Origin of the sequence: Sphingobium sp. D43FB, from assembly GCF_002312805.1 — a bacterium.
In the GTDB taxonomy this organism is placed as follows: Bacteria; Pseudomonadota; Alphaproteobacteria; order Sphingomonadales; family Sphingomonadaceae; genus Sphingobium.
In genome coordinates this window covers 139,480-163,869 of sequence record NZ_NMUA01000008.1, presented here as the reverse complement: position 1 = coordinate 163,869, position 24,390 = coordinate 139,480, and the positions used below count along the sequence as shown (strand labels likewise).

At 63.6% G+C, this 24,390-nt stretch carries 26 protein-coding genes; 7 read left to right on the top strand and 19 right to left on the bottom strand.

From position 1 onward, the window contains the following. Positions 1 to 5 precede the first annotated feature (5 nt). Complete coding sequence (locus SxD43FB_RS09445; protein ID WP_096061944.1) at positions 6 to 215, bottom strand: hypothetical protein; 210 nt, start codon at positions 213 to 215, stop codon at positions 6 to 8. Between the two features lie 231 nt (positions 216 to 446). Between SxD43FB_RS09445 and SxD43FB_RS25195 the strand changes: the two genes are divergently transcribed. Together SxD43FB_RS25195 and SxD43FB_RS09440 are read left to right on the top strand one after the other, a co-directional pair. Continuing rightward, the gene (locus SxD43FB_RS25195) at positions 447 to 620 is read left to right on the top strand and encodes a hypothetical protein (protein ID WP_171899197.1); all 174 of its coding nucleotides are present in this window, start codon (positions 447 to 449) and stop codon (positions 618 to 620) included. A gap of 51 nt (positions 621 to 671) precedes the next feature. Continuing rightward, positions 672 to 1,997: a sorbosone dehydrogenase family protein gene (locus tag SxD43FB_RS09440; protein ID WP_096061943.1), complete on the top strand. Its 1,326-nt coding sequence runs from the start codon at positions 672 to 674 to the stop codon at positions 1,995 to 1,997. Between the two features lie 118 nt (positions 1,998 to 2,115). Here the strand turns inward: SxD43FB_RS09440 and SxD43FB_RS09435 are convergent, their stop codons facing one another. Then, positions 2,116 to 2,931, bottom strand: a complete 816-nt coding sequence (locus tag SxD43FB_RS09435) for an ATP-binding protein (RefSeq protein ID WP_096061942.1) — start codon at positions 2,929 to 2,931, stop codon at positions 2,116 to 2,118. A gap of 112 nt (positions 2,932 to 3,043) precedes the next feature. On the opposite strand from SxD43FB_RS09435, the gene SxD43FB_RS09430 reads away from it, so the two are divergent. Then, entirely contained in the window at positions 3,044 to 4,000 is a 957-nt protein-coding gene (locus SxD43FB_RS09430; RefSeq protein WP_096061941.1) for an L-threonylcarbamoyladenylate synthase, read from the top strand. Positions 4,001 to 4,200: 200 nt separating this feature from the next. On the opposite strand, the gene SxD43FB_RS09425 is transcribed toward SxD43FB_RS09430, so the two are convergent. The 7 genes from SxD43FB_RS09425 to SxD43FB_RS09395 form a co-directional block, all read right to left on the bottom strand. Further along, positions 4,201 to 4,467 (bottom strand): hypothetical protein, encoded by a 267-nt coding sequence (locus tag SxD43FB_RS09425; protein WP_069064841.1) that lies wholly within the window; start codon positions 4,465 to 4,467, stop codon positions 4,201 to 4,203. Between the two features lie 97 nt (positions 4,468 to 4,564). Beyond that, a complete protein-coding gene (gene msrA / locus SxD43FB_RS09420; RefSeq protein WP_096061972.1) occupies positions 4,565 to 5,098 on the bottom strand; it encodes a peptide-methionine (S)-S-oxide reductase MsrA in 534 nt (177 codons plus the stop codon). Between the two features lie 42 nt (positions 5,099 to 5,140). Continuing rightward, complete coding sequence (locus SxD43FB_RS09415; RefSeq protein WP_096061940.1) at positions 5,141 to 6,841, bottom strand: long-chain fatty acid--CoA ligase; 1,701 nt, start codon at positions 6,839 to 6,841, stop codon at positions 5,141 to 5,143. Between the two features lie 138 nt (positions 6,842 to 6,979). Further along, positions 6,980 to 7,663 carry a DUF1013 domain-containing protein gene (locus SxD43FB_RS09410; protein WP_069064843.1) on the bottom strand — a complete coding sequence of 228 codons (684 nt, stop codon included), beginning with the start codon at positions 7,661 to 7,663 and terminating at the stop codon, positions 6,980 to 6,982. A 115-nt stretch (positions 7,664 to 7,778) separates the two neighbouring features. Continuing rightward, on the bottom strand, positions 7,779 to 8,807 hold the full coding sequence (locus tag SxD43FB_RS09405; RefSeq protein WP_096061939.1) for a glycosyltransferase family 1 protein: 1,029 nt from the start codon (positions 8,805 to 8,807) through the stop codon (positions 7,779 to 7,781). A gap of 13 nt (positions 8,808 to 8,820) precedes the next feature. Further along, the gene (locus SxD43FB_RS09400) at positions 8,821 to 9,696 is read right to left on the bottom strand and encodes a UDP-2,3-diacylglucosamine diphosphatase (protein ID WP_069064845.1); all 876 of its coding nucleotides are present in this window, start codon (positions 9,694 to 9,696) and stop codon (positions 8,821 to 8,823) included. Positions 9,697 to 10,038: 342 nt separating this feature from the next. Beyond that, positions 10,039 to 11,043: an NAD(P)H-quinone oxidoreductase gene (locus SxD43FB_RS09395; protein ID WP_096061938.1), complete on the bottom strand. Its 1,005-nt coding sequence runs from the start codon at positions 11,041 to 11,043 to the stop codon at positions 10,039 to 10,041. A 101-nt stretch (positions 11,044 to 11,144) separates the two neighbouring features. On the opposite strand from SxD43FB_RS09395, the gene SxD43FB_RS09390 reads away from it, so the two are divergent. The 4 genes from SxD43FB_RS09390 (at position 11,145) to SxD43FB_RS09380 (ending at position 14,578) form a co-directional block, all read left to right on the top strand. After that, positions 11,145 to 11,342, top strand: coding sequence for a DUF1192 domain-containing protein (locus SxD43FB_RS09390; RefSeq protein ID WP_069064847.1), 198 nt, complete (start codon positions 11,145 to 11,147; stop codon positions 11,340 to 11,342). Further along, complete coding sequence (locus SxD43FB_RS25190; RefSeq protein WP_176482728.1) at positions 11,339 to 11,491, top strand: hypothetical protein; 153 nt, start codon at positions 11,339 to 11,341, stop codon at positions 11,489 to 11,491. The genes SxD43FB_RS09390 and SxD43FB_RS25190 overlap by 4 nt, the downstream gene beginning before the upstream one ends. A gap of 7 nt (positions 11,492 to 11,498) precedes the next feature. Further along, positions 11,499 to 13,817 (top strand): ATP-dependent Clp protease ATP-binding subunit ClpA, encoded by a 2,319-nt coding sequence (gene clpA, locus SxD43FB_RS09385; RefSeq protein ID WP_037476879.1) that lies wholly within the window; start codon positions 11,499 to 11,501, stop codon positions 13,815 to 13,817. Positions 13,818 to 13,900: 83 nt separating this feature from the next. Next, the gene (locus SxD43FB_RS09380) at positions 13,901 to 14,578 is read left to right on the top strand and encodes an alpha/beta fold hydrolase (protein ID WP_096061937.1); all 678 of its coding nucleotides are present in this window, start codon (positions 13,901 to 13,903) and stop codon (positions 14,576 to 14,578) included. Positions 14,579 to 14,585: 7 nt separating this feature from the next. On the opposite strand, the gene recN is transcribed toward SxD43FB_RS09380, so the two are convergent. The 10 genes from recN to SxD43FB_RS09330 form a co-directional block, all read right to left on the bottom strand. Then, on the bottom strand, positions 14,586 to 16,250 hold the full coding sequence (gene recN / locus SxD43FB_RS09375; RefSeq protein WP_096061936.1) for a DNA repair protein RecN: 1,665 nt from the start codon (positions 16,248 to 16,250) through the stop codon (positions 14,586 to 14,588). 146 nt (positions 16,251 to 16,396) lie between these two features. Next, the gene (locus SxD43FB_RS09370; RefSeq protein WP_096061971.1) at positions 16,397 to 17,185 is read right to left on the bottom strand and encodes an outer membrane protein assembly factor BamD; all 789 of its coding nucleotides are present in this window, start codon (positions 17,183 to 17,185) and stop codon (positions 16,397 to 16,399) included. 56 nt (positions 17,186 to 17,241) lie between these two features. Further along, positions 17,242 to 18,261, bottom strand: coding sequence for a histidine kinase dimerization/phosphoacceptor domain -containing protein (locus tag SxD43FB_RS09365; protein ID WP_096061935.1), 1,020 nt, complete (start codon positions 18,259 to 18,261; stop codon positions 17,242 to 17,244). A 146-nt stretch (positions 18,262 to 18,407) separates the two neighbouring features. Beyond that, positions 18,408 to 20,750, bottom strand: a complete 2,343-nt coding sequence (gene pnp / locus SxD43FB_RS09360) for a polyribonucleotide nucleotidyltransferase (protein WP_096061934.1) — start codon at positions 20,748 to 20,750, stop codon at positions 18,408 to 18,410. A 251-nt stretch (positions 20,751 to 21,001) separates the two neighbouring features. After that, positions 21,002 to 21,271 (bottom strand): 30S ribosomal protein S15, encoded by a 270-nt coding sequence (rpsO, locus tag SxD43FB_RS09355; RefSeq protein ID WP_037473756.1) that lies wholly within the window; start codon positions 21,269 to 21,271, stop codon positions 21,002 to 21,004. Further along, positions 21,272 to 22,171, bottom strand: a complete 900-nt coding sequence (truB, locus tag SxD43FB_RS09350; protein WP_096061933.1) for a tRNA pseudouridine(55) synthase TruB — start codon at positions 22,169 to 22,171, stop codon at positions 21,272 to 21,274. A gap of 31 nt (positions 22,172 to 22,202) precedes the next feature. Then, positions 22,203 to 22,781, bottom strand: coding sequence for a thymidine kinase (locus SxD43FB_RS09345; RefSeq protein ID WP_096061932.1), 579 nt, complete (start codon positions 22,779 to 22,781; stop codon positions 22,203 to 22,205). Between the two features lie 6 nt (positions 22,782 to 22,787). Then, a complete protein-coding gene (locus tag SxD43FB_RS09340; RefSeq protein WP_096061970.1) occupies positions 22,788 to 23,684 on the bottom strand; it encodes an alpha/beta hydrolase in 897 nt (298 codons plus the stop codon). A gap of 17 nt (positions 23,685 to 23,701) precedes the next feature. Beyond that, positions 23,702 to 24,091 carry a type II toxin-antitoxin system VapC family toxin gene (locus SxD43FB_RS09335; protein ID WP_096061931.1) on the bottom strand — a complete coding sequence of 130 codons (390 nt, stop codon included), beginning with the start codon at positions 24,089 to 24,091 and terminating at the stop codon, positions 23,702 to 23,704. Beyond that, entirely contained in the window at positions 24,091 to 24,390 is a 300-nt protein-coding gene (locus SxD43FB_RS09330) for an AbrB/MazE/SpoVT family DNA-binding domain-containing protein (protein ID WP_237236439.1), read from the bottom strand. Before SxD43FB_RS09330 ends, SxD43FB_RS09335 begins: the two co-directional genes overlap by 1 nt.

The window sequence follows — 24,390 nt, the reverse complement described above, 5'->3', positions numbered from 1 at the left end:
GCCGGTTAGTGAATGGTGCCGATCGGCTGGTCATCCGCCAACAGGACGATCAGCCGCTCGATCTGACGCCAGTGGCAAAAATGGATGTGATTGCCGAGGTCAAGGCTGCGGTCGGCGCGGGCGGCGGCTTCATAGCCGGCATCGGCACCGAATATCGCCATCAGCTCGGTCGCGTCGTCATAGCTCTTTCGATCCGAAAGATATGGTAGCTGCATGATGATCCCCCGACGATTATAGCGATAGGCTGTTCGGACAAGTGCTTCAATTGCCGTGCCATTTCCCCGCTTTGGCGTGGGAGGCGGGTTGGTAGCGTGAACGATCCGTTAGCCAAGTCCCAGAGCGGGACAGGCTGCTCCAGTCTGGCACAGCCTGTCCCGAAACGGTCCCGGCGGGATCGCCGCGCAAAGCCGCTGGCATTGGCCGCCGCGCCGTGGCAAGGGCGGGGCATGACGAAGCGCAAGAAAGACCCCACCGGCGCGGGCGCCATCATCGCTTTCCTGATCCTGGGCGGCGCGATCACCGGTGGATTGATGGGACAGCCCAGCATCGGCCTGCTGTCGGGCCTGGCGCTCGGCATCCTCATTGCCCTGCTGCTATGGCTGCGCGAACGCGGCAAATAAGCCCGTCCATCCGCCTTGCCCGGCGCCGCACGGCGACATAGATGGGAAGGCATGAACAAGCATGTCATCGCCCTCCCCCTCATCGCCATCGTCGTAGCCGGCGGCGCGTTCCTCTACCTCGCGCAGGGGGACACGTCGCAACTGCCGCCCGGCGCGGATACGGGGCGCGAACCGGTCTTCACCAAGCCGCGCAGCGAGATGGTCCCGACGATCAACATCGCCGAAGTGAAGCCATGGACCGGCGGTGAACAGCCAGTCGCGGCGCAGGGGCTTGCCGTGGCGCGCTTTGCCGATGGCCTTGTCCATCCCCGCTCGATGCTGCGCCTGCCCAATGGCGACATATTGGTGGCCGAAACCAACAGCCCGCCCCGGCCCAAGGACGGCATCGTCCAGCGGGTGATGAATTATCTGATGGCGAAGGCTGGCGCGGGCGATCCGTCCGCCAACCGCATCACCCTGTTACGCGACGCCGATGGCGATGGCCGCGCCGAGACAAAGACGGCGTTCCTGACCGGGCTCAACTCGCCCTATGGCATGGCGCTGGTCGGCGACATGCTTTACGTCGCGAATAGCGATGCGCTGATGGCCTTTCCCTATAAGCCGGGCGACCTGAAGATCAGCGTAGCGGGCCGCAAGATCCTGAACCTGCCTGCCCAGGCCCCCAATATGCATTGGACCCGCAGCCTGACGGCTGGCCCTGATGGGCTGCTCTATGTCGGTGTCGGGTCCAATAGCAATATCGGCGAAAACGGGATGGAGACCGAGACCAACCGCGCGTCGGTGCTGGAGGTCAATCCCAAGGATGGCAGCTATCGCATCTTCGCGTCGGGCCTGCGCAATCCGGTTGGCCTCGCCTTCGAACCGACGAGCGGCGCGCTGTGGGGCGTGGTCAATGAACGGGACATGCTGGGTGCCGATCTCGTCCCCGATTATCTGACGCGAGTGGAATTTGGCGGCTTTTATGGCTGGCCGTGGAATTATTGGGGCGGTTATGAGGATCGCCGGGTCCAGCCGCAGCGCCCGCAATTGCGCGAATATACCAAGCGGCCGGACTATGCGCTGGGCAATCATGTCGCGCCGCTGGGGCTGACTTTCGCTGACAAGGTGACGCTGGGCGCACCCTATGCCCAGGGCGCGTTCGTCGGCCTGCATGGCAGCTGGAACCGCAAGCCGGCGGCGGGTTACAAGGTCGTGTTCGTGGGCTTTGCCGATGGCGAAGCGGGCAAGGCCAAGCCGGTCGATGTTTTGACCGGCTTTCTGGATGCCGATGGCAATGCCCGCGGTCGTCCGGTCGATGTGACCGCCGACGCCAAGGGCGCGCTGCTGGTCAGCGACGATGTCGGCGGCGTGGTGTGGCGGGTGACGAAGGCGCAATAGCGCCTAGACCGTCAGCGCGTAGCGATGATGGAGGGGTGTCATGCTATCGAGACGGCGACACCCCTCCGTCTGGCCTGCGGCCAGCCACCTCCCCTGCCAGGGGAGGATAGTTTTGTCGTTAGACCGTTAGCCCGTGCCGCCCGGCCAGTTCGACCACATATTGCCAGGCGACGCGGCCTGATCGGCTGCCGCGCTGGGTCGACCATTGGATCGCTTCCAGCGGGTCGAATGCCACGCCGAGCTTGGCCGCATAACCGCTGACGATCGCCACATAGGCGTCCTGGTCGAGCGCGTGGAAGCCAAGGCTGAGGCCGAAGCGGTCGGACAGCGCCATGCGGTCGTCCACCACGTCGCGCGGGTTGATCGGGTCGTCCTGCTCCGACAGGTGGCGGGGAACGATGTGGCGGCGGTTGGAGGTGACATAGAGGCGGACATGCGCCGGGCGCGCTGCCGTCCCGCCCTGCAGCAATGAGCGCAACGTCCTGGCGTCGCCCACGCCCTCGTCGAAGCCGAGGTCATCGAGGAACAGGATGAACGGCCGGTCGGTGCCGCGCAACAGCGCGAACAGCGCAGGCAGGCTGGCCAGCGCATCGGTCGCGCATTGCAGCAGGGCGATATCTTGCCCTTCGCGCTGCAACCGGCCGACGACCGACGCCACCGCCGCCGACTTGCCCGTGCCGCGCGCGCCCCACAGCAGCACGTCATGCGCGGCATGACCAGCGGCCAGGCGACGGCTATTCTCCAGCAAGGCGCTCTTCTGCGCGTCGATGCCGGTCAGCAGATCGTAATCGACCGGTGTGAAGGCATCCACCGCCTGGATGGCGTGGCCGTCCCACATATAGGCGGGCGATGTGGTAAGATCGGCGCAAGCGGCTGGCGGCGGTGCGAGCCGGTCGAGCGCGTCGGCGATGCGGATCAGGAGGGCGTCGTTCATGCGCCGGGCTTAGCCAGCGATGATCGCTGCGGCAAGCGCAGGTCCACCAATGTCATTCTCCTGTCGCAATGGACTTTTACTTGAAGCTACCGAGGTCTATATCGCGGGGACAGTGACCATCGCCAATCCAGCCTATTCCACCAAATCCTGCCGTTATGGTGCCGAGGCGCTGCGCGAGGCGGCGCTGTTGATCCGCGCCGGGGAGCCCGTGGCGGTCCCCACCGAGACGGTCTATGGCCTGGCCGCCGATGCCACCGACAGCCATGCCGTGGCCGCAATCTACAGCGCCAAGGGCCGGCCTAGCTTCAACCCCTTGATCGTCCACGTTTCTGATCGGGCCATGGCCGAGCGGCTGGCGGATTTCTCCCCGGTCGCCATGCGCCTTGCCGACCGTTTCTGGCCGGGGCCGTTGACATTGGTGCTGCCGGTGCGGACGGATAGCGGGTTGTCGCCGCTGGTGATGGCGGGGCTGCCCACCGTCGCGCTGCGCCTGCCCGCGCATCCGGCGATGCGCGCGCTGATCCGCGAGAGCGGGCGGCCGCTCGCCGCGCCGTCGGCCAATCGCAGCGGGTCGATCAGCCCGACGCGCGCCGAACATGTGCTGGCCAGCCTGAACGGCAAGGTGCGGATGATATTGGACGAAGGGCCGACCAGCGAAGGCGTGGAATCGACCATCGCAGCGCCGGACGCCGATCAGGTGCGGCTGCTGCGCCCTGGTCCGGTGACGGCGGCGATGCTGGAGGAGGCAAGCGGTCTGCCAGTGGTCATCGGTAATGGCGCGCACAAGATCGAGGCGCCCGGCCAGTTGGAGAGCCATTATGCGCCGTCCAAACCGGTGCGGTTGAATGCGTTGCGGGCGGAGAAGGATGAATATCTGATCGGCTTCGGCCTGATGCCGTGCCACATCAACCTCAGCCCCGACGCCAATGTGCGCGAGGCCGCCGCCAGCCTGTTCGCGGCGCTGCACATTGCGGACGCCAGCGCCGCGGTGAAGATCGCGGTTGCGCCCGTCCCGATGGAGGGGATCGGCGCGGCGATCAACGACCGGCTGAAACGCGCGGCGGCGTGAGCTTAAAACATAGGATAATAATCTTAGATTGAATCAACACCGTTCGTGCTGAGTAGGGGCTGAGCTTGTCGAAGCCTCGTATCGAAGCATCAGTCCTTCGATACGCCATTTCGACTTCGCTCAATGCGTGTCCTGAGCGCCTGCCTTGGCAGGCAGTCGAAGGGGCTACTCAGGACGAACGGTGTTGAAAAAACCAGCTTTCAGCCGCAATTATCGTAGCCGGCCTCGCGGCATTGTTTGCGCCGTTCCTTGTCGGCTTTCTTGCGCGCCTTGCCTTCACGCGCTTCCTGTTCGCGCATCTTGCGGCCGTAGTTGCGGTCGGATTCGTCCTGGCTGGTCGTGGCCCAGTCCGCCGCCTGCGCACCCGCGCGCACGGGCAGGGTCACGACGTCCAGCGCAGCCTTCGCCACGCAGCCGGTCAAACCGACCAGCATCAGCGGCGCGGCGATCCATAATAGCTTCGTCATCTTTCAGCCCCCGAGTTGTTTCGCCGCCGACATGGCATAGCGCACATTAACCGCAGCCTAAGGACGAAGCAAAGCGCAATGCACCATCGCGGGGTGATCAGGCCTCGATACGTTCGGCGAAACCCTTGCGCAGCTTGGCGAGCTTGGGCGGGATCACCGCCACGCAATAGGGATTGCTCTCGCCGACCCGCTCCCAATATTTCTGGTGATAATCCTCCGCCGGATACCAGGGCGCATCCTCCTCGATCGTGGTGACGATCGGGTCGGTCTGGTCCGCCTGGGCGCGGTTGATCGCGGCGCGCGCCTGTTCCGCCTGTTCCGGGGAATGCGGGAAGATGGCGGAGCGATATTGGGTGCCGACATCATTGCCCTGTCGGTTCAACGTCGTCGGGTTGTGCGTGGCGAAGAAAATGTCCAGCAGGTCGGCATAGCTGATGACCGAAGGGTCGAAGCTGATGCGGATCGCTTCGGCATGGCCGGTCGTTCCCGAACAGACCTGTTCATAGGTCGGGTTCGGGCGCGCGCCGCCGATATAGCCGCTTTCGACGCCGCTGACGCCCTTCAAATTCTGGTACACCGCCTCGGTACACCAGAAGCATCCACCGGCCAGCGTTGCGACTTCCTGCGTCATATCGTCATTCCTATCCATGTTCGATGCCATAGATAGGAAGGGTCAGCCGCCGCTTCCAGTCGCCAATTCGGCCGCCTTCGCCCGTTCCTCCGCGACCAGTTCCTTGCGCGACAATTTGCCCACCAGCGTCTTGGGCAGGGTCAGCCGCACTTCGACGGCCTTCACCCGCTCATGCTTGCCCAGTTGCGGGTTGAGCCAGGCCTTGAGCGCTTCGTCATCGATATCGAACCCGTCATTGAGGGTGACGAAGGCCTTGGGCTGTTCGCCGCGATAATGGTCGGGCACGCCGATCACCAGTGCCTCCTTGACGGCGGGGTGGTGATAGAGGACTGATTCCACCTGGCTGGGGAACACCTTGAACCCGCCGACCGAGATCATGTCCTTTAGCCGGTCAACGATGCGGACATAGCCGTCTTCGTCGATCTCACCGACATCACCGGTGCGGATGAAGTCGCCCATGAACACTTCGGCGTCGGCATCGGGGCGGTTCCAATAGCCTTTCATCACCTGCGGCCCGGCAAACAGCAATTCGCCCGGTTCGCCCGGCGGCGGCGGCTTGGTCGGATCTTCGCGATCGACGATCTTGACCCGCGTGCCTGGCACGGGCTGGCCGACGGTGCCGGTCTTGTTCAGCCCTTCATAGGGGTTGGTGCAGACGATCGGGCTGGTTTCGGTCAGGCCATAGCCTTCGATCAGCTTCGCCCCGGTCGCTTCCTCGAACCGTTGCCGGACTTCCAGCGGCAGCGGCGCACCGCCCGAAATACAGGCGCGCAGCGAGGAAAAGTCGATGTTGCGGATCGCGGGATGATCAAGCAGCGCCTGGAACATGGTCGGCACGCCGGGCAGCGAAGTCGCCTTGACCCTTTGTACGGCGGCCAGCACCTGCGCTGCGTCGAAGCGCGGCAGCATCACCATTTCGCCGCCGTTCAGCACTGTACGGTTCAATGTACAGGTATTGGCGAAGACATGGAAAAAGGGCAGCACTGCGATGATGCGATCCGGCTCGTTCGCGTGCGGGTCGATCACCTGCGCCTGGCGCGCATTGGCGGTCAGATTTTGGTGCGTCAGCATCGCGCCCTTGGGCGTGCCCGTGGTGCCGCCGGTATATTGCAGTAGGGCGATGTCCTGTTCCGGGTTGATGTCCGCCACGGTGCAGGCACCCGGATTGGCGATCAGCTTGTCATAGCGCAGCACGCGGGGATCATGCGGCAGGGCGGCCGTCTCCGCCGCCTTGAACCAGCGGAACAGCAGCGATTTGACCGGCGAGAGCATTTCGGCGACCGAACCGACCACCAGCTTTTCGAGGCTGCTATGGTCCAGCACCTTGAGCGCTGTGGGCAACAACGCCTTGGCCGACAAAGTGAAGAGGATCTTAGTCCCGCTATCTTCGACCTGATGTTCGAGTTCGGCGGCGGTGTAGAGCGGGGAGAAGTTGACGACGATGGCACCGGCCATCAGCGCGCCATAATAGGCGGCGACATAATGAGGGGTATTGGGCAGATAGAGGCCGACCCGGTCGCCCTTTTGCACCCCCATCGCCTGCAGGCCGCAGGCGATGCGCTTGATCTGGCCGAACACCTCCGCATAGGTGAATTTTCGACCCATGAAATCAATCATGATGGCGTCGGGATGGGCCAGCGCGCTGTCGGTGACCATGTCCCCCATCGATAATGGCGGGAAGGTCTGGTCCCACAAAGCGGGGTGGCGGTAATTCTCTCTCCAGAGCTTTTCTATGTTCTCCATGGCCCAAAGTGTATGGCCATCGCCCGCTTTACGCAAGCGTCAAGCACAGCAAAAAGGGCCGCGCCGAAAGCCCGGCGCGGCCCTGAAAAAATGCTGCATTGCAACGACCTGTCCCGGTCGCCGCGTGACGCTACGGCATCACACCTCGCCCTTGTTGTTGCTGAACGGATCGATGATCGTGGCGACGCTCGAAATCAGGTCGGTCTCGCTCTTGAGCGCGTCTTCGGCGCGCTGCAACGCGTCCTTCCGTTCGCGGCGCAGCTCTTCGATCAGCGCTTCGCGATCGCCATCCAGGCGCGAATCGGTCGGCGCTTCGATGCCGAGCTTCTTCGCCGCCTTGGCCACCAGCGCGTCGAGTTCGCGCTGCGAACAGAGGCCCAGCGTCACCGGATCCTTGGGCGTGATGTTGGAGATGTTCCAGTGGGTGCGATCGCGGATCGCGGCGATGGTGGTGCGGGTGGTGCCGATCAGCTTGCCGATCGCGCCGTCCGAGATTTCGGGGTGGTTGCGCAATATCCAGGCGATGCCATCGGGCTTGTCCTGACGCTTGCTGACCGGGGTGTAGCGTGGCCCCTTGGTCCGGCGCACCGGCTCTGGCCCCTTGAGCATCTTCAAGCGATAATCGGGATTCTGTTCGCCCTTGTGGATTTCGTCCATCGTGATTTCATGGGCGCGAACGGGATCGCGGCCGGTATATTTGATGCTGGCCGTGTCATCGGCGATCGCCTGCACTTCCAATATGTGCAGCCCGCAAAATTCGGCGATCTGGTCAAAGCTCAGAGCGCTATTGTCGATCAGCCAACTGGCGGTCGCGTGGGGCATAAGAGGCTGGGACACGGGGCTTCTCCGGCACGTAAAAACGATAAGGGCCGCCCAAGCAGGGCGGCCGCGACCGTTGGCAGATAGTCCATCCCGCCCCGTTCGGCAAGGAAAAGCGTCAGGCGGCGCTGTCGATCAGCAGCGGGTCGATGGCGTGCAGGCCAGAGAGAAATTCCTGGGCGCTGCGTTCCCAGCTGAAACTGCGGCCATAGGCGGCGCAGGCATCCGGGTCGCACGGCAGGGCTTGCGCAATGGCGGTGCCCAGATCATCGGACAGCGCGCCGGTTTCGGCCGTCACGATATCGATCGGCCCGGTGACGGGATAGCCCGCGACCGGCGTGCCGCAGGCCAGCGCCTCGATCATCACCAGGCCGAATGTGTCGGTGCGGCTGGGGAAGACGAAGACGTCCGCGCCCGCATAGGCGCCGGCGAGGTCCGCGCCGAACAGCGCGCCCAGGAAGCGCGCCTGCGGATAGGCGCGTTCGAGCGCCGCGCGGGTCGGGCCGTCGCCGACGATGACCTTGGTGCCGGGATGGTCGGTCGCGAGGAAGGCCTCGATATTCTTTTCCACCGCGACCCGGCCGACATAGAGCTGGATCGGACGGGGCAGGTCCGCGAACAGGGCGGGCGGCACTGCGTCGGGGGTGAAGGCGGTCAGATCCACGCCCCGGCCCCACGGGCGCACATTGGCAACGCCATGCGCGCGCAACTGATCGCGCACGGATTTGGTCGACACCAGCACCGCCTGCGCCGGGCCGTGGAACCAGCGGATATAGCGCCAGAACCAGGCCGCCGGCAGCCCAGTGCGCTGGGCGACATAATCGGGGAAATGGGTGTGATAGGCGGTGGTGAACGGCACCCCGCTGCGCAGACACCAGCGCCGCGCCGCGACGCAGAGCGGCCCTTCGGTCGCCAGATGCACCGCATCGGGGCGGAAGGCGGCGATCGCCTGGCCCACGACGGCGGGACGCACCAGCGCGAGGCGGATTTCGGGATAGGTCGGACAGGGAATGGAGCCGTAGAGATCGGGCGATATCACCATGATCTCATGCCCCATCTGCTCCAGTTCGACCTGGATCGTCTGGAGCGTGCGGACGACGCCATTGACCTGCGGTGCCCAGGCATCGGTGACGATCGCTATCCGCATGTCCCCTGCCCCCTTAGGCCGCCATCCGCGCCGATGGCTGCACGCCCTCTGCGGCGGTGCGCTTCGCAATCTCGTCGGCCCAGTGCAGCACCTGCATCTGTCCGTCATCATGTTCGACCAGCGCGGTGCAGCCTTCCACCCAGTCGCCGTCATTATAATATTCTATGCCGTCGATTTCGCGCATCTCGGCATTGTGGATATGGCCGCACACGACCCCATCGACGCCGCGCGACCCGGCTTCATGCGCCACCACTTCCTCGAAACGGGAAATGAAGGACACGGCATTCTTGACCTTATGCTTGGCCATCTTGCTGAGCGACCAATAAGGCAGGCCCATGCGCTGCCGCACCGCATTCACCACGACATTGAGGCGCATCAGCGTCGTGTAGGCGGCGTCGCCGACAAAGGCGAGCCAGCGATGCGCGAGCATGATCGTGTCGAACTCGTCGCCATGCAGCACCAGCAGCTTGCGCCCATCGGCGGTCTGGTGGATCGCCTTGCGCCGGATTTCCACGCCGCCAAAGCTCATGCCGGTGAACTGGCGGAACATTTCGTCATGATTGCCGGGGATGTAGACGACCCGCGTGCCGCGCTTGGCGCGCTTCATCAGCCGCCACACCACGTCATTGTGGGTCTGGGGCCAGTAGAAGCGCCGCTTCAACCGCCAGCCATCGATGATGTCGCCGACAAGGTAGATGGTATCGCTGTCGACGCTGTCGAGGAAATCGATCAGCATCTTGGCGTTGCAGCCGCGCGTGCCGAGGTGAATGTCCGAAATCCAGATGGTGCGATAGCGGCGACGCTGCCCCGCCCGCTCCGGGATGTGGAACGGGTCGTCGATGCCCTGTTCCATCTCACCCAGGAAGGGCAAGCGCGTAATGGCGTTCATGGTACGGTCCCCAAAGACGTCTATCCTTGGGACCGAGTCCTTAGCGCGCCATTGTTACAAGTCCGCACCGAATATGACGGAAATGCTACGTTTTGCGGGGGTTTTGGCTTAGTCGATGTGGCTGAATGATTGCTGCAAGTTTATTTAACGCCGTCATTCCCGCGAAGGCGGGAACCCATCTCCCGACCTCTATTCTGTGGGAAATGGTGGGAGATGGATCCCCGCCTTCGCGGGGATGACGGGGAGAAGGCATGTCGTGCCGAAACATAAACGGAGAGCCAATGGATCCTGACTTTCGTCAGGATGACGGCGGGTGAGGCAGGACCGCTCCAATTCATCCCCTCACACTACTAGCACGATCTTCCCGAAATGTTCGCCGGCGTCCATCCGGGCGTGCGCCTTCGCCGCATCCGCCAGGGCGAAGCGTTGGTCCATGGCCGGGCGCAGCTTGCCTTCGTCGACGAAGGGCCAGACGTTGCGGACCAGTTCGTCGGCGACCAGGCTTTTGAAGCCGACCGATCGCGCGCGCAGGGTCGAGCCGGTCAGGGTCAGGCGCTTCTGCATGATGGTCGGGATGAAAATGCTGGCCTTCGCGCCGCCCAGCACGGCAATCGACACATGGCGTCCGTCTTCGGCCAGACATTCGAGGTTGCGCGGCACATAGTCGCCGCCGACCATGTCCAGCACGGCCTGCACCCCCTGCCCGCCGGTGATGCGCTGGACTTCTTCGACATAATCCTGGGTGCGGTAGTTGATCGCTTCGTCCGCGCCCCAGCCCTTCGCCTGAGCGCATTTCTCGTCCGATCCGCAGGTCACGATGACCTTGACGTCGAACAGGTTGCACAGGCGGATCGCCATCGTGCCGATCCCGCTGGTGCCGCCATGGACCAGCACGGTGTCGCCACCGACGGCATAGGCCCGCTCGAACAGGTTGGTCCATACGGTGAAGAGGGTTTCGGGCAGCGCCGCCGCCTCCACCATGTCATAGTCCGCCGGGACCGGCAGGCATTGGCCCGCAGGCGCCACCGCATATTCGGCATAGCCCCCGCCCGCCAGCAGCGCGCACACACGCTGTCCGACAAGCATGTCCGAACTGCGCCCGGCCGCGACGATCGTGCCGGAGACTTCCAGCCCCGGAATGTCCGAAGCGCCGGGCGGCGGCGGATATTTGCCCTGTCGTTGTAGCACATCGGGCCGGTTGACGCCGGCAGCGGCGACGCGGATCAGCACCTCGTCATCGCCGGGAACGGGCAAGGCGCGGCGCATCGGCACCAGCGCGTCGGGACCACCGGGCGCGGCGATGCCTATCGCCATCATCTCCTTGGGCAAGGCCTCAACGTCCGCCATAGATTCCCCCTAATACCGCCGATGCTGCGATGCATCAAAATTGCCCGATCCAGCATCCGTCCATATTGACACCGTGAGCAACAGGGTCAACATTGGCAACCATGGACATGGATGACGACCTCCCCCGCAAGGGCGACGATCTTCTGACCCGGCTTATCCAACAGGATCTAGGCCCGCTGTCCGTGATTGAACTGGAAGCCCGCATATCGGCCCTGGAAGCGGAAATTGCCCGCACCAGAGCAAAAATGCAAAGCGCCGTTAACCATAAGGCAAGTGCCGAGGCGCTATTTAATCGATGACCCCACGTCAAGCCCCAAGCGCCCCGGTCAAGGGCATATTAGGGCATGGACAGTCTGGCAATTCCGGCGATCGGGCGCTGCGCCTTGATCCGCCGTCGAGCAATGCCGACATAGGGTTCACCATCACCCTTCATTGGGGTCAGGAGTAGAGTAGATATGCCTTCATTCGCGCCCGCTCTGGAAACCACGCTGCACAATGCGTTGACCCACGCATCGGAGCGCAAACATGAATATGCCACGCTGGAGCATCTCCTCCTGGCACTGATTGATGACGAACATGCGTCAAAAGTGATGCAGGCGTGCGGCGTGGAAGTCGGCGAACTGGGCGACGCGGTCACCCAATATCTCGACACCGAACTCGACAGCCTCAAGGTCGAGGGGGCAAGCGACCCCTCCCCCACCAGCGGCTTCCAGCGCGTGGTCCAGCGCGCCATCCTCCATGTGCAATCCTCCGGCAAGGATGAAGTGACGGGGGCCAATGTCCTCGTCGCGCTCTTTTCCGAACGCGAAAGCTATGCCGTCTATTTCCTGCAACAGCAGGATATGAGCCGCCTCGATGCAGTGAGCTTCATCAGCCATGGCGTCGGCAAGGGCACGCCCGCGCCCGAGCGTCAGGAGACCAAGGGGGCAGCCGAGGAGGAAAAGAAGGTGCAGGACGGCAAGGGAAAGAAGGACAGCGCCCTCGATCAGTTCACCGTCAACCTCAATGAGAAAGCGGAACGCGGCAAGGTCGATCCGCTGATCGGCCGTGCGTCGGAGGTGGACCGGACGATCCAGATCCTGTGCCGCCGCTCGAAGAACAACCCGCTTTATGTCGGCGATCCCGGCGTCGGCAAGACCGCCATCGCCGAAGGGCTGGCGCGCAAGATTGTCGAGGGCGAAGTGCCCGACGTGTTGAAGGAAGCGGTCATCTATTCGCTCGACATGGGCGCGCTGCTGGCCGGCACACGCTATCGCGGCGATTTCGAGGAACGGTTGAAGGCGGTCGTCACCGAGCTGGAAAAGCTGCCGCACGCGGTGCTGTTCATCGATGAGATCCACACCGTCATCGGCGCTGGCGCGACCAGCGGCGGGGCGATGGACGCGAGCAACCTGTTGAAGCCCGCTTTGTCGGGCGGGACGATCCGCTGCATCGGGTCGACCACCTACAAGGAATTCCGCAACCATTTCGAGAAGGACCGGGCGCTGCTCCGGCGCTTCCAGAAGATCGACGTCAACGAGCCGACGATCGAGGATACGATCAAGATCCTTGCAGGGCTGCGCTCCGCGTTCGAGGATCATCATCACGTCAAATATACCCCCGACGCGATCAAGGCGGCGGTGGAATTGTCGGCGCGTTACATCAACGACCGTAAGCTGCCGGACAAGGCGATCGACGTGATCGACGAGGTCGGCGCGATGCAGATGCTGGTGGTGCCGTCCAAGCGCAAGAAGGTGATCACGCCCAAGGAGATCGAGCAGGTCATCGCAACCATGGCGCGCATTCCGCCCAAGACCGTGTCGTCCGACGACAAGAGCGTGCTGGAAAGCCTGACCACCGATTTGAAGCGCGTGGTGTTCGGCCAGGACAAGGCGATCGAGACGCTGTCGTCGGCGATCAAGCTGTCGCGGGCGGGCCTGCGCGATCCCGACAAGCCGATCGGCAACTATCTCTTCTCTGGCCCTACCGGCGTCGGCAAGACGGAAGTTGCGCGCCAGCTGGCGACGTTGCTCGGCATCCCGCTGCAGCGGTTCGACATGTCGGAATATATGGAACGTCATTCGGTCAGCCGCCTGATCGGTGCGCCTCCGGGCTATGTCGGCTATGACCAGGGCGGCTTGCTGACCGATGCCGTGGACCAGCAGCCGCATAGCGTCCTGCTGCTCGATGAAATCGAAAAGGCGCATCCCGACCTGTTCAACATATTGTTGCAGGTGATGGATAATGGCCGCCTGACCGACCATCACGGCAAGACCGTCGATTTCCGCAACACCATCCTCATCATGACCACCAATGCCGGTGCGTCGGACATGGCGAAGGAAAGCATCGGCTTTGGCGAACTGACGCGCGAGGATGTGCAGGAGGATGCGGTAAAGAAGCTCTTCACGCCTGAATTCCGCAACCGCCTCGATGCGATCGTGCCGTTCGGCTATCTGCCGCCCGAAGTGGTCGCCCGCGTCATCGACAAGTTCGTGCTGCAACTCGAACTGCAACTGGCCGACCGCGACGTCCACATCACGCTGGACGAAGAGGCCAAGGCCTGGCTCACCAAGAAGGGCTATGACAAGCTCTATGGTGCGCGCCCGATGGGCCGCCTGATGCAGGAAAAGGTCAAGCAGCCGCTGGCCGAAGAACTGTTGTTCGGCAAGCTGGTCCATGGCGGCGAAGTGCATGTCCATATGAAGGACGAGGCGCTTGCCTTTGAGATCACCCCCGCTGCCCCCAAAAAGGGCAAAAAGGGTGGCAGGGCCAAGGCGGCCGAAGGCACGAAGTAACCGCGTTTAGACGCGCGACGGAAAGGGCGGCCTGCGAGGGTCGCCTTTTTCTTATACTGCTCGCGCTAATATGGAACGACAGCATGGCCCAGTCCGCGTCATCGCCCGAAGCGATCATATTGCTGCACGGCTTTGGTGGCCATCCGGTCCAGACTGCGCTGTTCGCCCGTCGTCTGCGTCGCGCGGGTTTTGCCGTGTGCAATATCGGTTATCCCTCGTGGCGTTGGCCGATCGATCGCATCGTTGAGTATATCCATGCGCGGATCGCGCCCTTCGCGAAGGCGCAAGCTGGCCCGGTCCATTGCGTCGGCCACTCAATGGGCGGCCTTGTGCTGCGCGCTTATCTGGCGCGCCACCGTCCGGCCAATCTCGGTCGCGTCGTGATGTTAGGGACACCCAATGGTGGCAGCGAGATCGCCGATCTCCTCTATCGGCTGCGCCTCCATGGTCCCATCCTGCATCGCGCTGGGGACGCATTGCGCACGCGGCGGCAGGCTACCGTCGAGCAGGCCTTTGGCACCGTCGATTATCCTTTGGGCATCATTGCCGGTGACCGGCCGATGCAGGCCTGGCTTCCAGGCCTTGTGTTCCGCGCGGCGAATGATGGCAAGGTCAGCGTCGCCGCCACCCATCTGGCCGGACAGGCTGATCACCTGATCTTGCCCGTTGCGCATACGGCGATGATCTACACCCGCCCGGTGGTTGATCAGGTCGTGCATTTCCTGCGCGACGGCCATTTCCGTCGGGACGCGCGGCCTTAATCTGCTCCTATAGCGTTTCCAGCAGCCTATCCGCCTGGGCGCGGGCTTCGGCGGTGATTTCTGCGCCGGAGAGCATGCGCGCGATTTCTTCGCGGCGTTCCTGATCGTCCAGCGCGTGAACGCCGGTGCGGGTAACGGTGCCGTCGCTGGATTTGGCGATCAGCAGATGGCCCGCGCCCCGCGCCGCGACCTGCGGGCTGTGGGTGACGACCAATATCTGGTTGCTGTGCGCCAGGCGGGCGAGCCGTTCGCCGATGGCCGATGCCACCGCGCCGCCGACGCCCCGGTCGATTTCGTCGAAGATCAGCGTGTCCGCCCCACCCTGCTCGGCCAGCGCGACCTTGAGCGCGAGGATGAAGCGGGAGAGTTCGCCGCCCGACGCGATCTTGGTCAGCGGGGCGAAGGGCGCGCCGGGGTTGGTCGAAATCTCGAATTCCACCCGGTCCATGCCCTGCGCGGTCCATTGCCCCTCGTCCAGTGGCGCGACCACGGTGCGGAAGCGGGCGGCGTCGAGTTTCAAGGGCGCAAGCTCGCCTGCCACCGCCGCATCGAGGCGACCGGCGGCCAGTTGGCGTTCGCCCGACAGCGCCTGCGCCGCAGCGCGATAGGCGGCGGCCTTGGTCGCGACTTCCGTTTCCAGCGCCGCGATATGTTCCTCGCCGCCTTCGATCGCGGCCAGCCTTGCCGCCATCTCTTCGCACAGGGCGGCGAGGTCATCGGGTTGCACCTGATGTTTACGAGCAAGGCCGCGCAGGTCGAACAGGCGGGTTTCGATGCTGTCGAGCCGGGCGGGATCGAAGCTCAGCGCCTCAGCGGCTTCGGCCAAGCGATCCTCGGCCTCGCCCGCTTCCACCACGGCGCGGTCGAGCGCTTCGAGGACGGCGGTCAGCAAGGGTTCCTCGCCCGCGATCCGGTCCAGCCGCCGGGCGGCCTGCCGTAACTGCGCGAGGCCGCCGTCGGAGCCGGTCAGACAGTCGCTGATGGTGGTGAGGTCATCGGTCAGGCGCGCGCCCTTCTGCATCGTCGCGCGTTCCTCGGCGAGCGTCGCTTCCTCGCCGGGTTCGGGCGCGAAGCTGCGCAATTCTTCGACGGCATGGGCGAGATAGTCGCGGTCGCGAGCGGCATTTTCGACCGTGGCGCGGGCCTCGGCGAGTGCGGCAGCGGCCTTGCGCCACGCGCTATGCGCCGTGCCGACCGCGCCGGTATCGCAGCGGCCATAGGCGTCGAGCAAGGCGCGGTGGCCGCGCGCGTTGAGCAGGCCGCGATCGTCATGCTGGCCGTGAATTTCGACCAGCGATCCGCCCAGTTCACGCAGCAGCGCGGCCGAGCAGGGCTGGTCGTTGACGAAGGCGCGGCTGCCGCCATCGGCCTTGACCATGCGGCGGATGATGAGCGGTTCGCCCGGCTCCATCTCCACACCATTATCGACCAGCAGCGCAGCGGCGCGATGGTCACCGGTGGGCGGATCGAAGGTCGCGATGACGCTGGCCTGCGCCTCGCCATTGCGGACGAGGCCGCTGTCGGCGCGCGCGCCCAGCGTCAGCCCCAGCGAATCGAGCAGGATCGATTTGCCCGCGCCGGTTTCGCCCGTCAGCACGGACAGGCCAGCGCCGAACTCCAGGTCCAGCGCTTCGATCAGCACGACATTGCGGATGGACAGGGCGGTTAGCAAATCAAAGGACTCTCCCCTCCCGCTTGCGGGAGGGGTTGGGGGTGGGCGCGTCGCGCAGCGGCGTATGGCAACGCCGGGGCCGGATGCTCGCTACGCTCGCAGCCCACCCCTAGCCCCTCCCGCAGGCGGGAGGGGGACAAGAATTCTTACGCCTTGCCGCCATGTTGCTGCATCAGCTTGTAGGAGCGTTCATACCATTCGGAGCCGGGATAGTTGGCGCCCAATACGGCGGCGGCCTTTTGCGCTTCGGCGGGGACGCCCAGCGAGAGATAGGATTCGACCAGCCGCTCCAGCGCTTCGGGCGTGTGGGTGGTGGTCTCATATTTGTCGACCACGGTGCGGAAGCGCAGCGTGGCGGCGATCCACTGGCCACGGCGCTGATAGAAGCGGCCGACTTCCATTTCCTTGCCCGCCAGATGGTCGTTCACCAGATCGACCTTCAACCGCGCATCGGCGGCATAGCGGGTGTCGGGATAGCGACGGATCAGTTCGCCGAGCGCCGCCAGCGCCTGCTGCGTGATCTTCTGGTCGCGGGTGACGTCGGCGATCTGCTCATAATAGCAGAGCGCGATCAGATAATAAGCGTAGGGGGCGTCTTTGTTGCCGGTGTGGATCGCAAGGAAGCGCTGCGCCGCGGAAACGGATTCGGCATAATCGGTGTTCATATAATAGCTGAACGCCGACATGAGCTGCGCCCGGCGCGCCCAGGGCGAATAGGGATGCTGGCGCTCGACCTCGTCAAACAGCGCGGCGGCGAGCTTATACTGGCCGCGATCGAGCCGGTCCTTGCCGCTATTATACAGCGTCGACACGTCGCGGGCGACATATTGGGTGTCGGCCTTGTTTTTCGATGTCGAGCAGCCCGTAAGCAGAACGGCAGCGAGCAGGACCGGGGTGGTGGCCGCGCCGATGCGCGTCAGTGTTTTCGTCAGCATGATGCGGTTCATAGCCGAGCGGATCGCTGCCGCCAAGCGGCAGAATTGTCGCACGATCAACAGGCGGCGCGTGGCGGCAGGATAAGTTGTGCGACGGCACCGCCATGCGCGCCCGGTGCCAGGGTAAAGCGTCCGCCGATCTGCGCCGCCAGCGTGTTGGCGATGCGGAGCCCTAAGGATTTGCTATGCTCCACGGCGAAATCGGGCGACACGCCGTCGCCGTCATCAGACACGCGCAGGCATAGCTCCCCTGCATGATGGTCCAACACCACGGCAATAGTCCCGCCTCGATGCGGCAGGCCATGTTCGATGGCGTTGCTGACCGCTTCGGCCACGACCAGCGCCAGCGGCACGGTGATGCCGGGTTCGAGTTGCACCTCTTCAGGCGCATCGACGCTGATTGCGATGTCGGTGCGGCCGCTGGCTTCGATGACATCGGCCGTCAGCGTCGTCAAAAAGGCCCGCACCCCCTGCCCCGCGCCGGACGGATCGTAGAGCGCCCGGCTGATCCGGCCGATCAGCGCCAACCGTTCGGAGGCGTCATCCAATGCGCGGCGCGCCACGTCATGGTCGACATGGCGGCGTTGCAGCGCGAGCATCGCGGCCACGACCTGTAGATTGTTGGACACACGATGCTGCAATTCGTGGAACAGCAATTCGCGATTTTCAGCGAGCGCCGCGCTGCGTTCCCGTTCGATGGCCAGGTGGAAATTGGCGCGCTGCATGAAGTGGATCAGCACGATATCGACAAGCACGACACCGGTGTAAAAGATCATCGCAGCCGCCACGCCCGGATTGAGGACGAAACTGTTGCGGGGGGCGATGAAGAAATACCAGGAGGAGGCGGCGCACAGGATTGCGGCGAACAGACCCGGCCGGACCCCGAACAGGAAAGACGCCAGAATGACGGCGGGAAAGAATGTCACGAACGGATAGCCGTCGGGCAGCAGCGGTTCCGCCGCGAAGCGCAAAAGCAGCGCCAGCCCACAGAAAGACAGCGTCAACGCATAAGCATAGACCGGTCGGTTAAGAACGAGCGGTAGCCGTTCGACGAACCGCGCGTTGCTACGCTGCATGCCATGTTCCGATATCCATGTCGTTACACTAGCAGAACTTCATGCCAGTGCATTGATCGAAATCAGTCGGCGGGCGGCGACATGAAAAAAGGCGCCCGGATGAACCGGACGCCCTCTTTTTCTTGGTTGCTCTGACGAGCGGCCGATCAGTCCTGCGTCAGGAAGTCGGGCAGGCCGGCGTTCGAGCCATCATCCTTGGCTGCGTCGTCGCGCGGGCCACGGTCGCGGCGGGGGCCACGATCGCCCCGACCTTCACCACCACGGCCTTCGCTACGCTCGCCACCACGGCCACCGCCGCCATCACGACGCGGACCACGGCCACGATCGCCACGGCCTTCGCCACCGGCGCGGGGTTCGCGCGCTTCACGGGCAGGACGGGTGTCCTCCAGTTCTTTGCCGGTTTCCTGATCGACGACGCGCATCGACAGGCGAACCTTGCCACGCGGATCGATTTCGAGCACCTTGACCTTCACTTCCTGGCCTTCCGACACGACGTCGGTCGGCTTTTCGACGCGCTCATTCTTCATTTCGGAGACGTGGACGAGACCGTCCTTGCCACCCATGAAGTTCACGAAAGCACCGAAGTCGACGATGTTGACGACCTTGCCGTCATAGATCTTGCCGACTTCCGCTTCCTGCGTGATGCCGAGAATCCACTTGCGCGCGGCCTCGATCTGCGCCGGATCGGAAGAGCTGATCTTGATCAGGCCTTCATCGTCGATGTCGACCTTCGCGCCGGTTTCGGCGACGATTTCACGGATCACCTTGCCGCCGGTGCCGATGACTTCGCGGATCTTCGACTTGTCGATCTGCAGCGTCTCGATGCGCGGGGCATGGGCCGACAATTCGCTGCGCGTGCTGTCGAGCGCCTTGGCCATTTCGCCCAGGATATGCGCGCGGCCTTCCTTGGCCTGATGCAGAGCGGCTTCGAAGATTTCGCGGGTGATGCCCGCAATCTTGATGTCCATCTGCATCGTGGTGATGCCTTCGGACGTGCCGGCGACCTTGAAGTCCATGTCGCCGAGATGATCTTCATCACCCAGGATATCGGACAGGACGGCAAAATTCTTGCCTTCCAGGATCAGGCCCATGGCGATGCCGGAGACCGGACGCTTCAGGGGGACGCCTGCATCCATCATCGAGAGCGAACCGCCACAGACGGTCGCCATCGAGGAGGAACCGTTCGATTCGGTAATGTCCGACAGAACGCGGATCGTATAGGGGAACTCGTCCTTGCTCGGCAGCACGGGGTGCAGCGCACGCCATGCGAGCTTGCCATGACCCACTTCGCGACGACCCGGCGCGCCGAAGCGACCGACTTCACCGACCGAATAGGGCGGGAAGTTATAGTGCAGCATGAAGTTTTCATAATGCAAGCCAGTGAGGCCGTCGATCATCTGCTCGGCGTCCTTGGTGCCCAGCGTCGTGGTGCAGATCGACTGGGTTTCGCCGCGCGTGAACAGCGCCGAACCATGGGTGCGGGGCAGGAAGCCGACCATCGCTTCGATCGGACGGATCTGCGTGGTGGTACGGCCGTCGATACGCTTGCCGTCCTTAAGGATGGCGCCGCGCACGATTTCCGCTTCCAGCTTCTTGGTCAGCTTGATGCCGGCCATCACGGTCTGGGCGTCCAGGCCGTCAGCGGCCAACTGGGCCTTCGCCTTGGCGCGGGCTTCGTTGAGCGCGTTCGAGCGGGCCGACTTGTCGGTCAGCTTGTAGGCGGCGGTGATGTCCTTGCCGATCAGCTTCTTGAGCTTGGCCTTCAGGTCGCCCAGATCATCGCTCTTGGCCATGTCCCAAGGATCCTTGGCGGCCTTTTCAGCGAGGCTGATGATCGCATCGACGATCTTCTTGCTGGCGTCATGCGCGAACAGGACGGCGCCCAGCATGACTTCTTCCGACAGCTCCTTGGCTTCGGATTCGACCATCATCACCGCGTCGTAGGTGGCGGCGACGACCAGGTCGAGTTCGCCGGTCTTCACTTCGTCCAGCGACGGGTTGAGCTGATATTCGCCATCCTTGTAACCGACGCGCGCGGCGCCGATCGGGCCCATGAAGGGCACGCCCGACAGGGTCAGGGCAGCCGACGCGGCAATCATCGCCACCATGTCCGGCTCGCTTTCGCCATCGAACGACAGCACCTGGGCGATGACGTTGATTTCGTTGTAGAAGCCTTCAGGGAACAGCGGGCGGAGCGGACGGTCGATCAGGCGGGAAACCAGCGTTTCCTTCTCGGTCGCACCGCGCTCACGCTTGAAGAAACCACCGGGGATGCGGCCGGCGGCGGAATATTTTTCCTGATAGTGAACGGTCAGCGGGAAAAAGTCCTGGCCTTCCTTCACGCTCTTGGCGGCGGTCACGGCGCACAGCACCACGGTTTCGCCATAGGTCGCCAGCACGGCGGCGTCAGCCTGGCGCGCGATGCGGCCGGTTTCGAGGGTCAGCGTCTTGCCGGCCAGCTCGATCGATACTTTCTTGACGTCAAACATAGATTTTTTCCTTCGCCCGCATCGGCCCTATTGCCGGGCGGGGCCTTTGGTGGAGCCATATTGCTCCATAGTTGCCCCCTCAACCCGTTCGGGCTGAGCCTGTCGAAGCCCCGTCCTTTCCTCTTGAGAAAGTACAGCCCTTCGACAAGCTCAGGGCGAACGGAGGTGGCATTAGCGGGACAAAGCGCCGAATTGCGACTTGCCCCGGAATCAGAAACGGCCCCGCATGGGGGCCGTCACTTTTAACAGGCTTACTTGCGCAGGCCCAGCTTGCCGATCAGGTCGGTGTAACGCGCCTGATCCTTCTTCTTGAGATAGTCCAGCAGCGAACGACGCTTGTTGACCATCATCAGCAGACCACGACGGCTGTGATTATCCTTGTGGTGACCCTTGAAATGCTCGGTCAGGTTGGTGATCCGCTCGGTCAGGATCGAAACCTGAACCTCTGGCGAACCCGTGTCACCCTCAGCGCGGGCATATTCCTTGATCAGCGCTTCCTTGCGCTCGGCAGTAATCGTCATCTAATCGTCTTCCCTCGACATCAGGTTGAAACCGCGCACCACGATGATCTCTTGATCATCCGACCGGACCAGCGCGACGGGGATGTCCCCTTGCGTCGCCAGATACAGGCCGGTGGTGGCAGTGATCCCGGTCAATACCTTCCCCTGGCGGAGCATAAGGGCTTGATCGGGAGAGACGGGGAGAGCCGGGATGTCGTCCAGCCCCGCCGTCAGCGGCAGCATAAGCCCACCGATGTCGCGCTCGTTAGCAGCATGACGCAATTTGTCCAGCGAAATCGCGGATTCCAGGGTGAAGGGACCGGCCTTGATGCGGCGGAGCATGGTGACATGGCCCACCGTGCCGAGCGCCAGCGCGATGTCACGCGCGAGGCTGCGGATATAGGTGCCCTTGGAGACATGGGCGCGGAGGGTGACACTGCCCGTTTCCTCGCCAAGGTAATCCAAATGATAGATGGTGATGCGGCGGCTCTTGATGTCGGGAGCTTCGCCAGACCGAGCTAGATCATAAGCGCGCGCGCCATCGATCTTGATAGCTGAGTAGACAGGCGGAATCTGATCTATTTCACCGATAAAGTCGGCGAGCACATCCTCTACATCACCGAAACTCGGCAATATATCTGAGGTGGCAATGACCTTTCCCTCTAGGTCCAGCGTGTCCGTCTGCGCGCCGAAGGCTACGGTAAAATCATAGATCTTGTCGCTGTCGAGCATCCGTCCGGCGAGTTTGGTCGCTTCGCCGATCGCGATCGGCAGGACGCCGGTCGCCAGCGGATCGAGCGTGCCGCCATGGCCGACCTTGCATTTGCCAGCGCCGCTGTCGCGCAGGGCGCGCTTGACCGCGGCGACGGCCTGCGTCGAGCCAAGGCCATGAGGTTTGTCGAGAATGATCCAGCCGTGCATTGTGCGCCCCTATAGGGCAGCGCGCGCGCTGTCAGCCCCGCATCTGCGCCATGAAGTGACGGCGGCACAAAGCGACATAACGGTCATTGCCGCCGATCTGCGTCTGTTCGCCGCGCCGGATCGGCCGCCCCTCCCCGTCCACGCGCAGGTTCATGGTCGCCTTGCGCCCGCAATCGCACACCGTCTTGATCTCGCTCAGACTGTCGGCCAGCCCCAATAACTGCGCGCTGCCTTCGAACAATTCGCCCTGGAAATCGGTGCGCAGGCCATAGCAGAGCACCGGCACGCCCAGCTCGTCGCACACCCGCCCCAATGCCCAGACCTGCGCGCGGCTTAGAAATTGCGCTTCGTCCACCAGCACGCAGGAGAGGTGCGTGTCGTGATGGCGCGCGGCGATGGCGGCGAACATGTCGGTATCGGCTTCAAACAGATGCGCCTGCGCCTCCAGCCCGATCCGCGACACGATCCGCCCCTGGCCATAGCGATCGTCCACCGCGGCGGTCCACAGCATCGTTTCCATGCCGCGTTCGCGATAGTTGAAGTCCGATTGCAGCAGCGTCGTCGATTTGCCCGCATTCATCGAGCTATAGTAGAAATAGAGCTTCGCCATGGTCGCTTACCGGATCGTCGGGGCGACGCGCGACAGGAAGCGCACCAGCGCATCGGCGAGCGCGATCCGGCTGTCGGAAAAACTATGGTCGGTCGGCCAGACCGTCAGCCGCGCCTGCGGATTGGCGCCCTGCGCGTCGGCCGCCGCCTTGCGCGCCTGATCGCCGATGCCTTTTTCCGCGCCGATGATGCTGAGCGGGCGGCGGCCATAGGCGGCCATGCGGCGGCCAAGGTCGAATTTGTCCCCGCGATCGCGGATTTCACCGGTCAGCCCGTCATAGGTCGCGCCGTGGAGCGGCGGCAGGTCGCTGGCCACCTCTGCCTGCCACGCCGCGGCGCCCTCCGCCGTGGCGAGCGAGGCGACCGTTTGCGCGGGATCCCATGGGTCGATCAGGAACAGGCCAGCGACGCGCGGTTCGGCGGCGGCGACATCGGCAGCCATGAAACCGCCCATGCTGTGCCCGGCCACCACGATCGCGCTGGTGTCGATGCGATATTTCGCGACGGTAGCGGGCTGTTGCAGAAATTGGAGCGCGGCGAAGGCATCGTCCGACGCGCCGCCGAAGGAGAAATCGCCGGGGCTACCCCATGACCCGCGATAATGGAGCGTCAGCACATGCCACCCGGCCCGGCGCGCGGCCTGGGCGAGATCCAGATTTTGTTCGTTGCCGGGGAAGCCGTGGAGGAGCAGCAAGGTCGGATGCAGCCCGCCGCCCGCAGCGGTGTAGAGAACCGCGTTCATCGCGCCGTCACCTGAGGGGATGACAAAGGCGCTCATGCCTGCGGGATTGGTCGCGTCGGGCGACGGATCGCTGGTGACGGCGGGGTGGATGGCGGGTTCTTTGGCATTGGCCGGGATAAAGGCGCATGCCAAAAGTGCACTGGACAGCAGCAACGCCCGCATGGTTGGATTCCCCGATATCATGTCAACGTCATGACGGCGACGGGAGGCGAATCCCCCACCGTCCGCTCAATCCGCCGGTCGAATGTCAAAAACAGGTCCGCCTCGGCGGCCATCGACACATGCATCATTTCAGCAAAATCAGCACCAGCGGCAAAGCGATCCAGAACCCAGTCTATGCGGGCCGGTTGCCCCAACGCTTCCGGTAAATCGATTACGTCAAGCAAGGCTGCCGCGATACGCTCGCGCGGCCATCCATAGCTCGCGCGCAATACCCACTCCGTTTCGACCAATACGGTCGGCAATAAGATAAACCCCTGCCTGATCCGGTCAGCCGCGACAGCCGCTTGCGCCAAGTCGTCGCCCGTTAGGAAGCGCACCAGCACATTTGTATCGATCGCCGCTGCCATCAGTCCTGGCGGTCGCGGAACATCTGCGTGATGGCCTGGTCCATGTCTTCAATAGAAACGGGCGGCCCTTGATGCTGGTAACGGGCCTTGATACCCACCATGATGTCTTCGAAGCTGCGACCGGACTTTTTGTGCTGGGGATTCAACAGCACGCCCCCACCCATCGGCACGACGTCGAACACCTGCCCCGACGTAAAGCCGAGTTGGTCCCGCACATCCTTAGGGATGACAATCTGGCCCTTGGCCGAAAGAGTCGTTTTTGCGTTCATGACGGTAAGATGCGTCTTACCGTTAGCCAA

Coding starts and splice junctions, on each gene's coding strand:
- SxD43FB_RS09445 (WP_096061944.1), bottom strand. CDS start 215: ATGCAGCTACCATATCTTTCGGATCGAAAGAGCTATGACGACGCGACC.
- SxD43FB_RS25195 (WP_171899197.1), top strand. CDS start 447: ATGACGAAGCGCAAGAAAGACCCCACCGGCGCGGGCGCCATCATCGCT.
- clpA (WP_037476879.1), top strand. CDS start 11,499: ATGCCTTCATTCGCGCCCGCTCTGGAAACCACGCTGCACAATGCGTTG.
- pnp (WP_096061934.1), bottom strand. CDS start 20,750: ATGTTTGACGTCAAGAAAGTATCGATCGAGCTGGCCGGCAAGACGCTG.
- SxD43FB_RS09435 (WP_096061942.1), bottom strand. CDS start 2,931: ATGAACGACGCCCTCCTGATCCGCATCGCCGACGCGCTCGACCGGCTC.
- SxD43FB_RS09425 (WP_069064841.1), bottom strand. CDS start 4,467: ATGACGAAGCTATTATGGATCGCCGCGCCGCTGATGCTGGTCGGTTTG.
- SxD43FB_RS09410 (WP_069064843.1), bottom strand. CDS start 7,663: ATGCCCCACGCGACCGCCAGTTGGCTGATCGACAATAGCGCTCTGAGC.
- SxD43FB_RS09340 (WP_096061970.1), bottom strand. CDS start 23,684: ATGCGGGCGTTGCTGCTGTCCAGTGCACTTTTGGCATGCGCCTTTATC.
- SxD43FB_RS09405 (WP_096061939.1), bottom strand. CDS start 8,807: ATGCGGATAGCGATCGTCACCGATGCCTGGGCACCGCAGGTCAATGGC.
- SxD43FB_RS09440 (WP_096061943.1), top strand. CDS start 672: ATGAACAAGCATGTCATCGCCCTCCCCCTCATCGCCATCGTCGTAGCC.
- truB (WP_096061933.1), bottom strand. CDS start 22,171: ATGCACGGCTGGATCATTCTCGACAAACCTCATGGCCTTGGCTCGACG.
- SxD43FB_RS09380 (WP_096061937.1), top strand. CDS start 13,901: ATGGCCCAGTCCGCGTCATCGCCCGAAGCGATCATATTGCTGCACGGC.
- msrA (WP_096061972.1), bottom strand. CDS start 5,098: ATGACGCAGGAAGTCGCAACGCTGGCCGGTGGATGCTTCTGGTGTACC.
- SxD43FB_RS09365 (WP_096061935.1), bottom strand. CDS start 18,261: ATGCAGCGTAGCAACGCGCGGTTCGTCGAACGGCTACCGCTCGTTCTT.
- SxD43FB_RS09395 (WP_096061938.1), bottom strand. CDS start 11,043: ATGGCGGACGTTGAGGCCTTGCCCAAGGAGATGATGGCGATAGGCATC.
- SxD43FB_RS09345 (WP_096061932.1), bottom strand. CDS start 22,781: ATGGCGAAGCTCTATTTCTACTATAGCTCGATGAATGCGGGCAAATCG.
- SxD43FB_RS09400 (WP_069064845.1), bottom strand. CDS start 9,696: ATGAACGCCATTACGCGCTTGCCCTTCCTGGGTGAGATGGAACAGGGC.
- SxD43FB_RS25190 (WP_176482728.1), top strand. CDS start 11,339: ATGACCCCACGTCAAGCCCCAAGCGCCCCGGTCAAGGGCATATTAGGG.
- SxD43FB_RS09415 (WP_096061940.1), bottom strand. CDS start 6,841: ATGGAGAACATAGAAAAGCTCTGGAGAGAGAATTACCGCCACCCCGCT.
- SxD43FB_RS09335 (WP_096061931.1), bottom strand. CDS start 24,091: ATGGCAGCGGCGATCGATACAAATGTGCTGGTGCGCTTCCTAACGGGC.
- rpsO (WP_037473756.1), bottom strand. CDS start 21,271: ATGACGATTACTGCCGAGCGCAAGGAAGCGCTGATCAAGGAATATGCC.
- SxD43FB_RS09390 (WP_069064847.1), top strand. CDS start 11,145: ATGGACATGGATGACGACCTCCCCCGCAAGGGCGACGATCTTCTGACC.
- SxD43FB_RS09370 (WP_096061971.1), bottom strand. CDS start 17,185: ATGCTGACGAAAACACTGACGCGCATCGGCGCGGCCACCACCCCGGTC.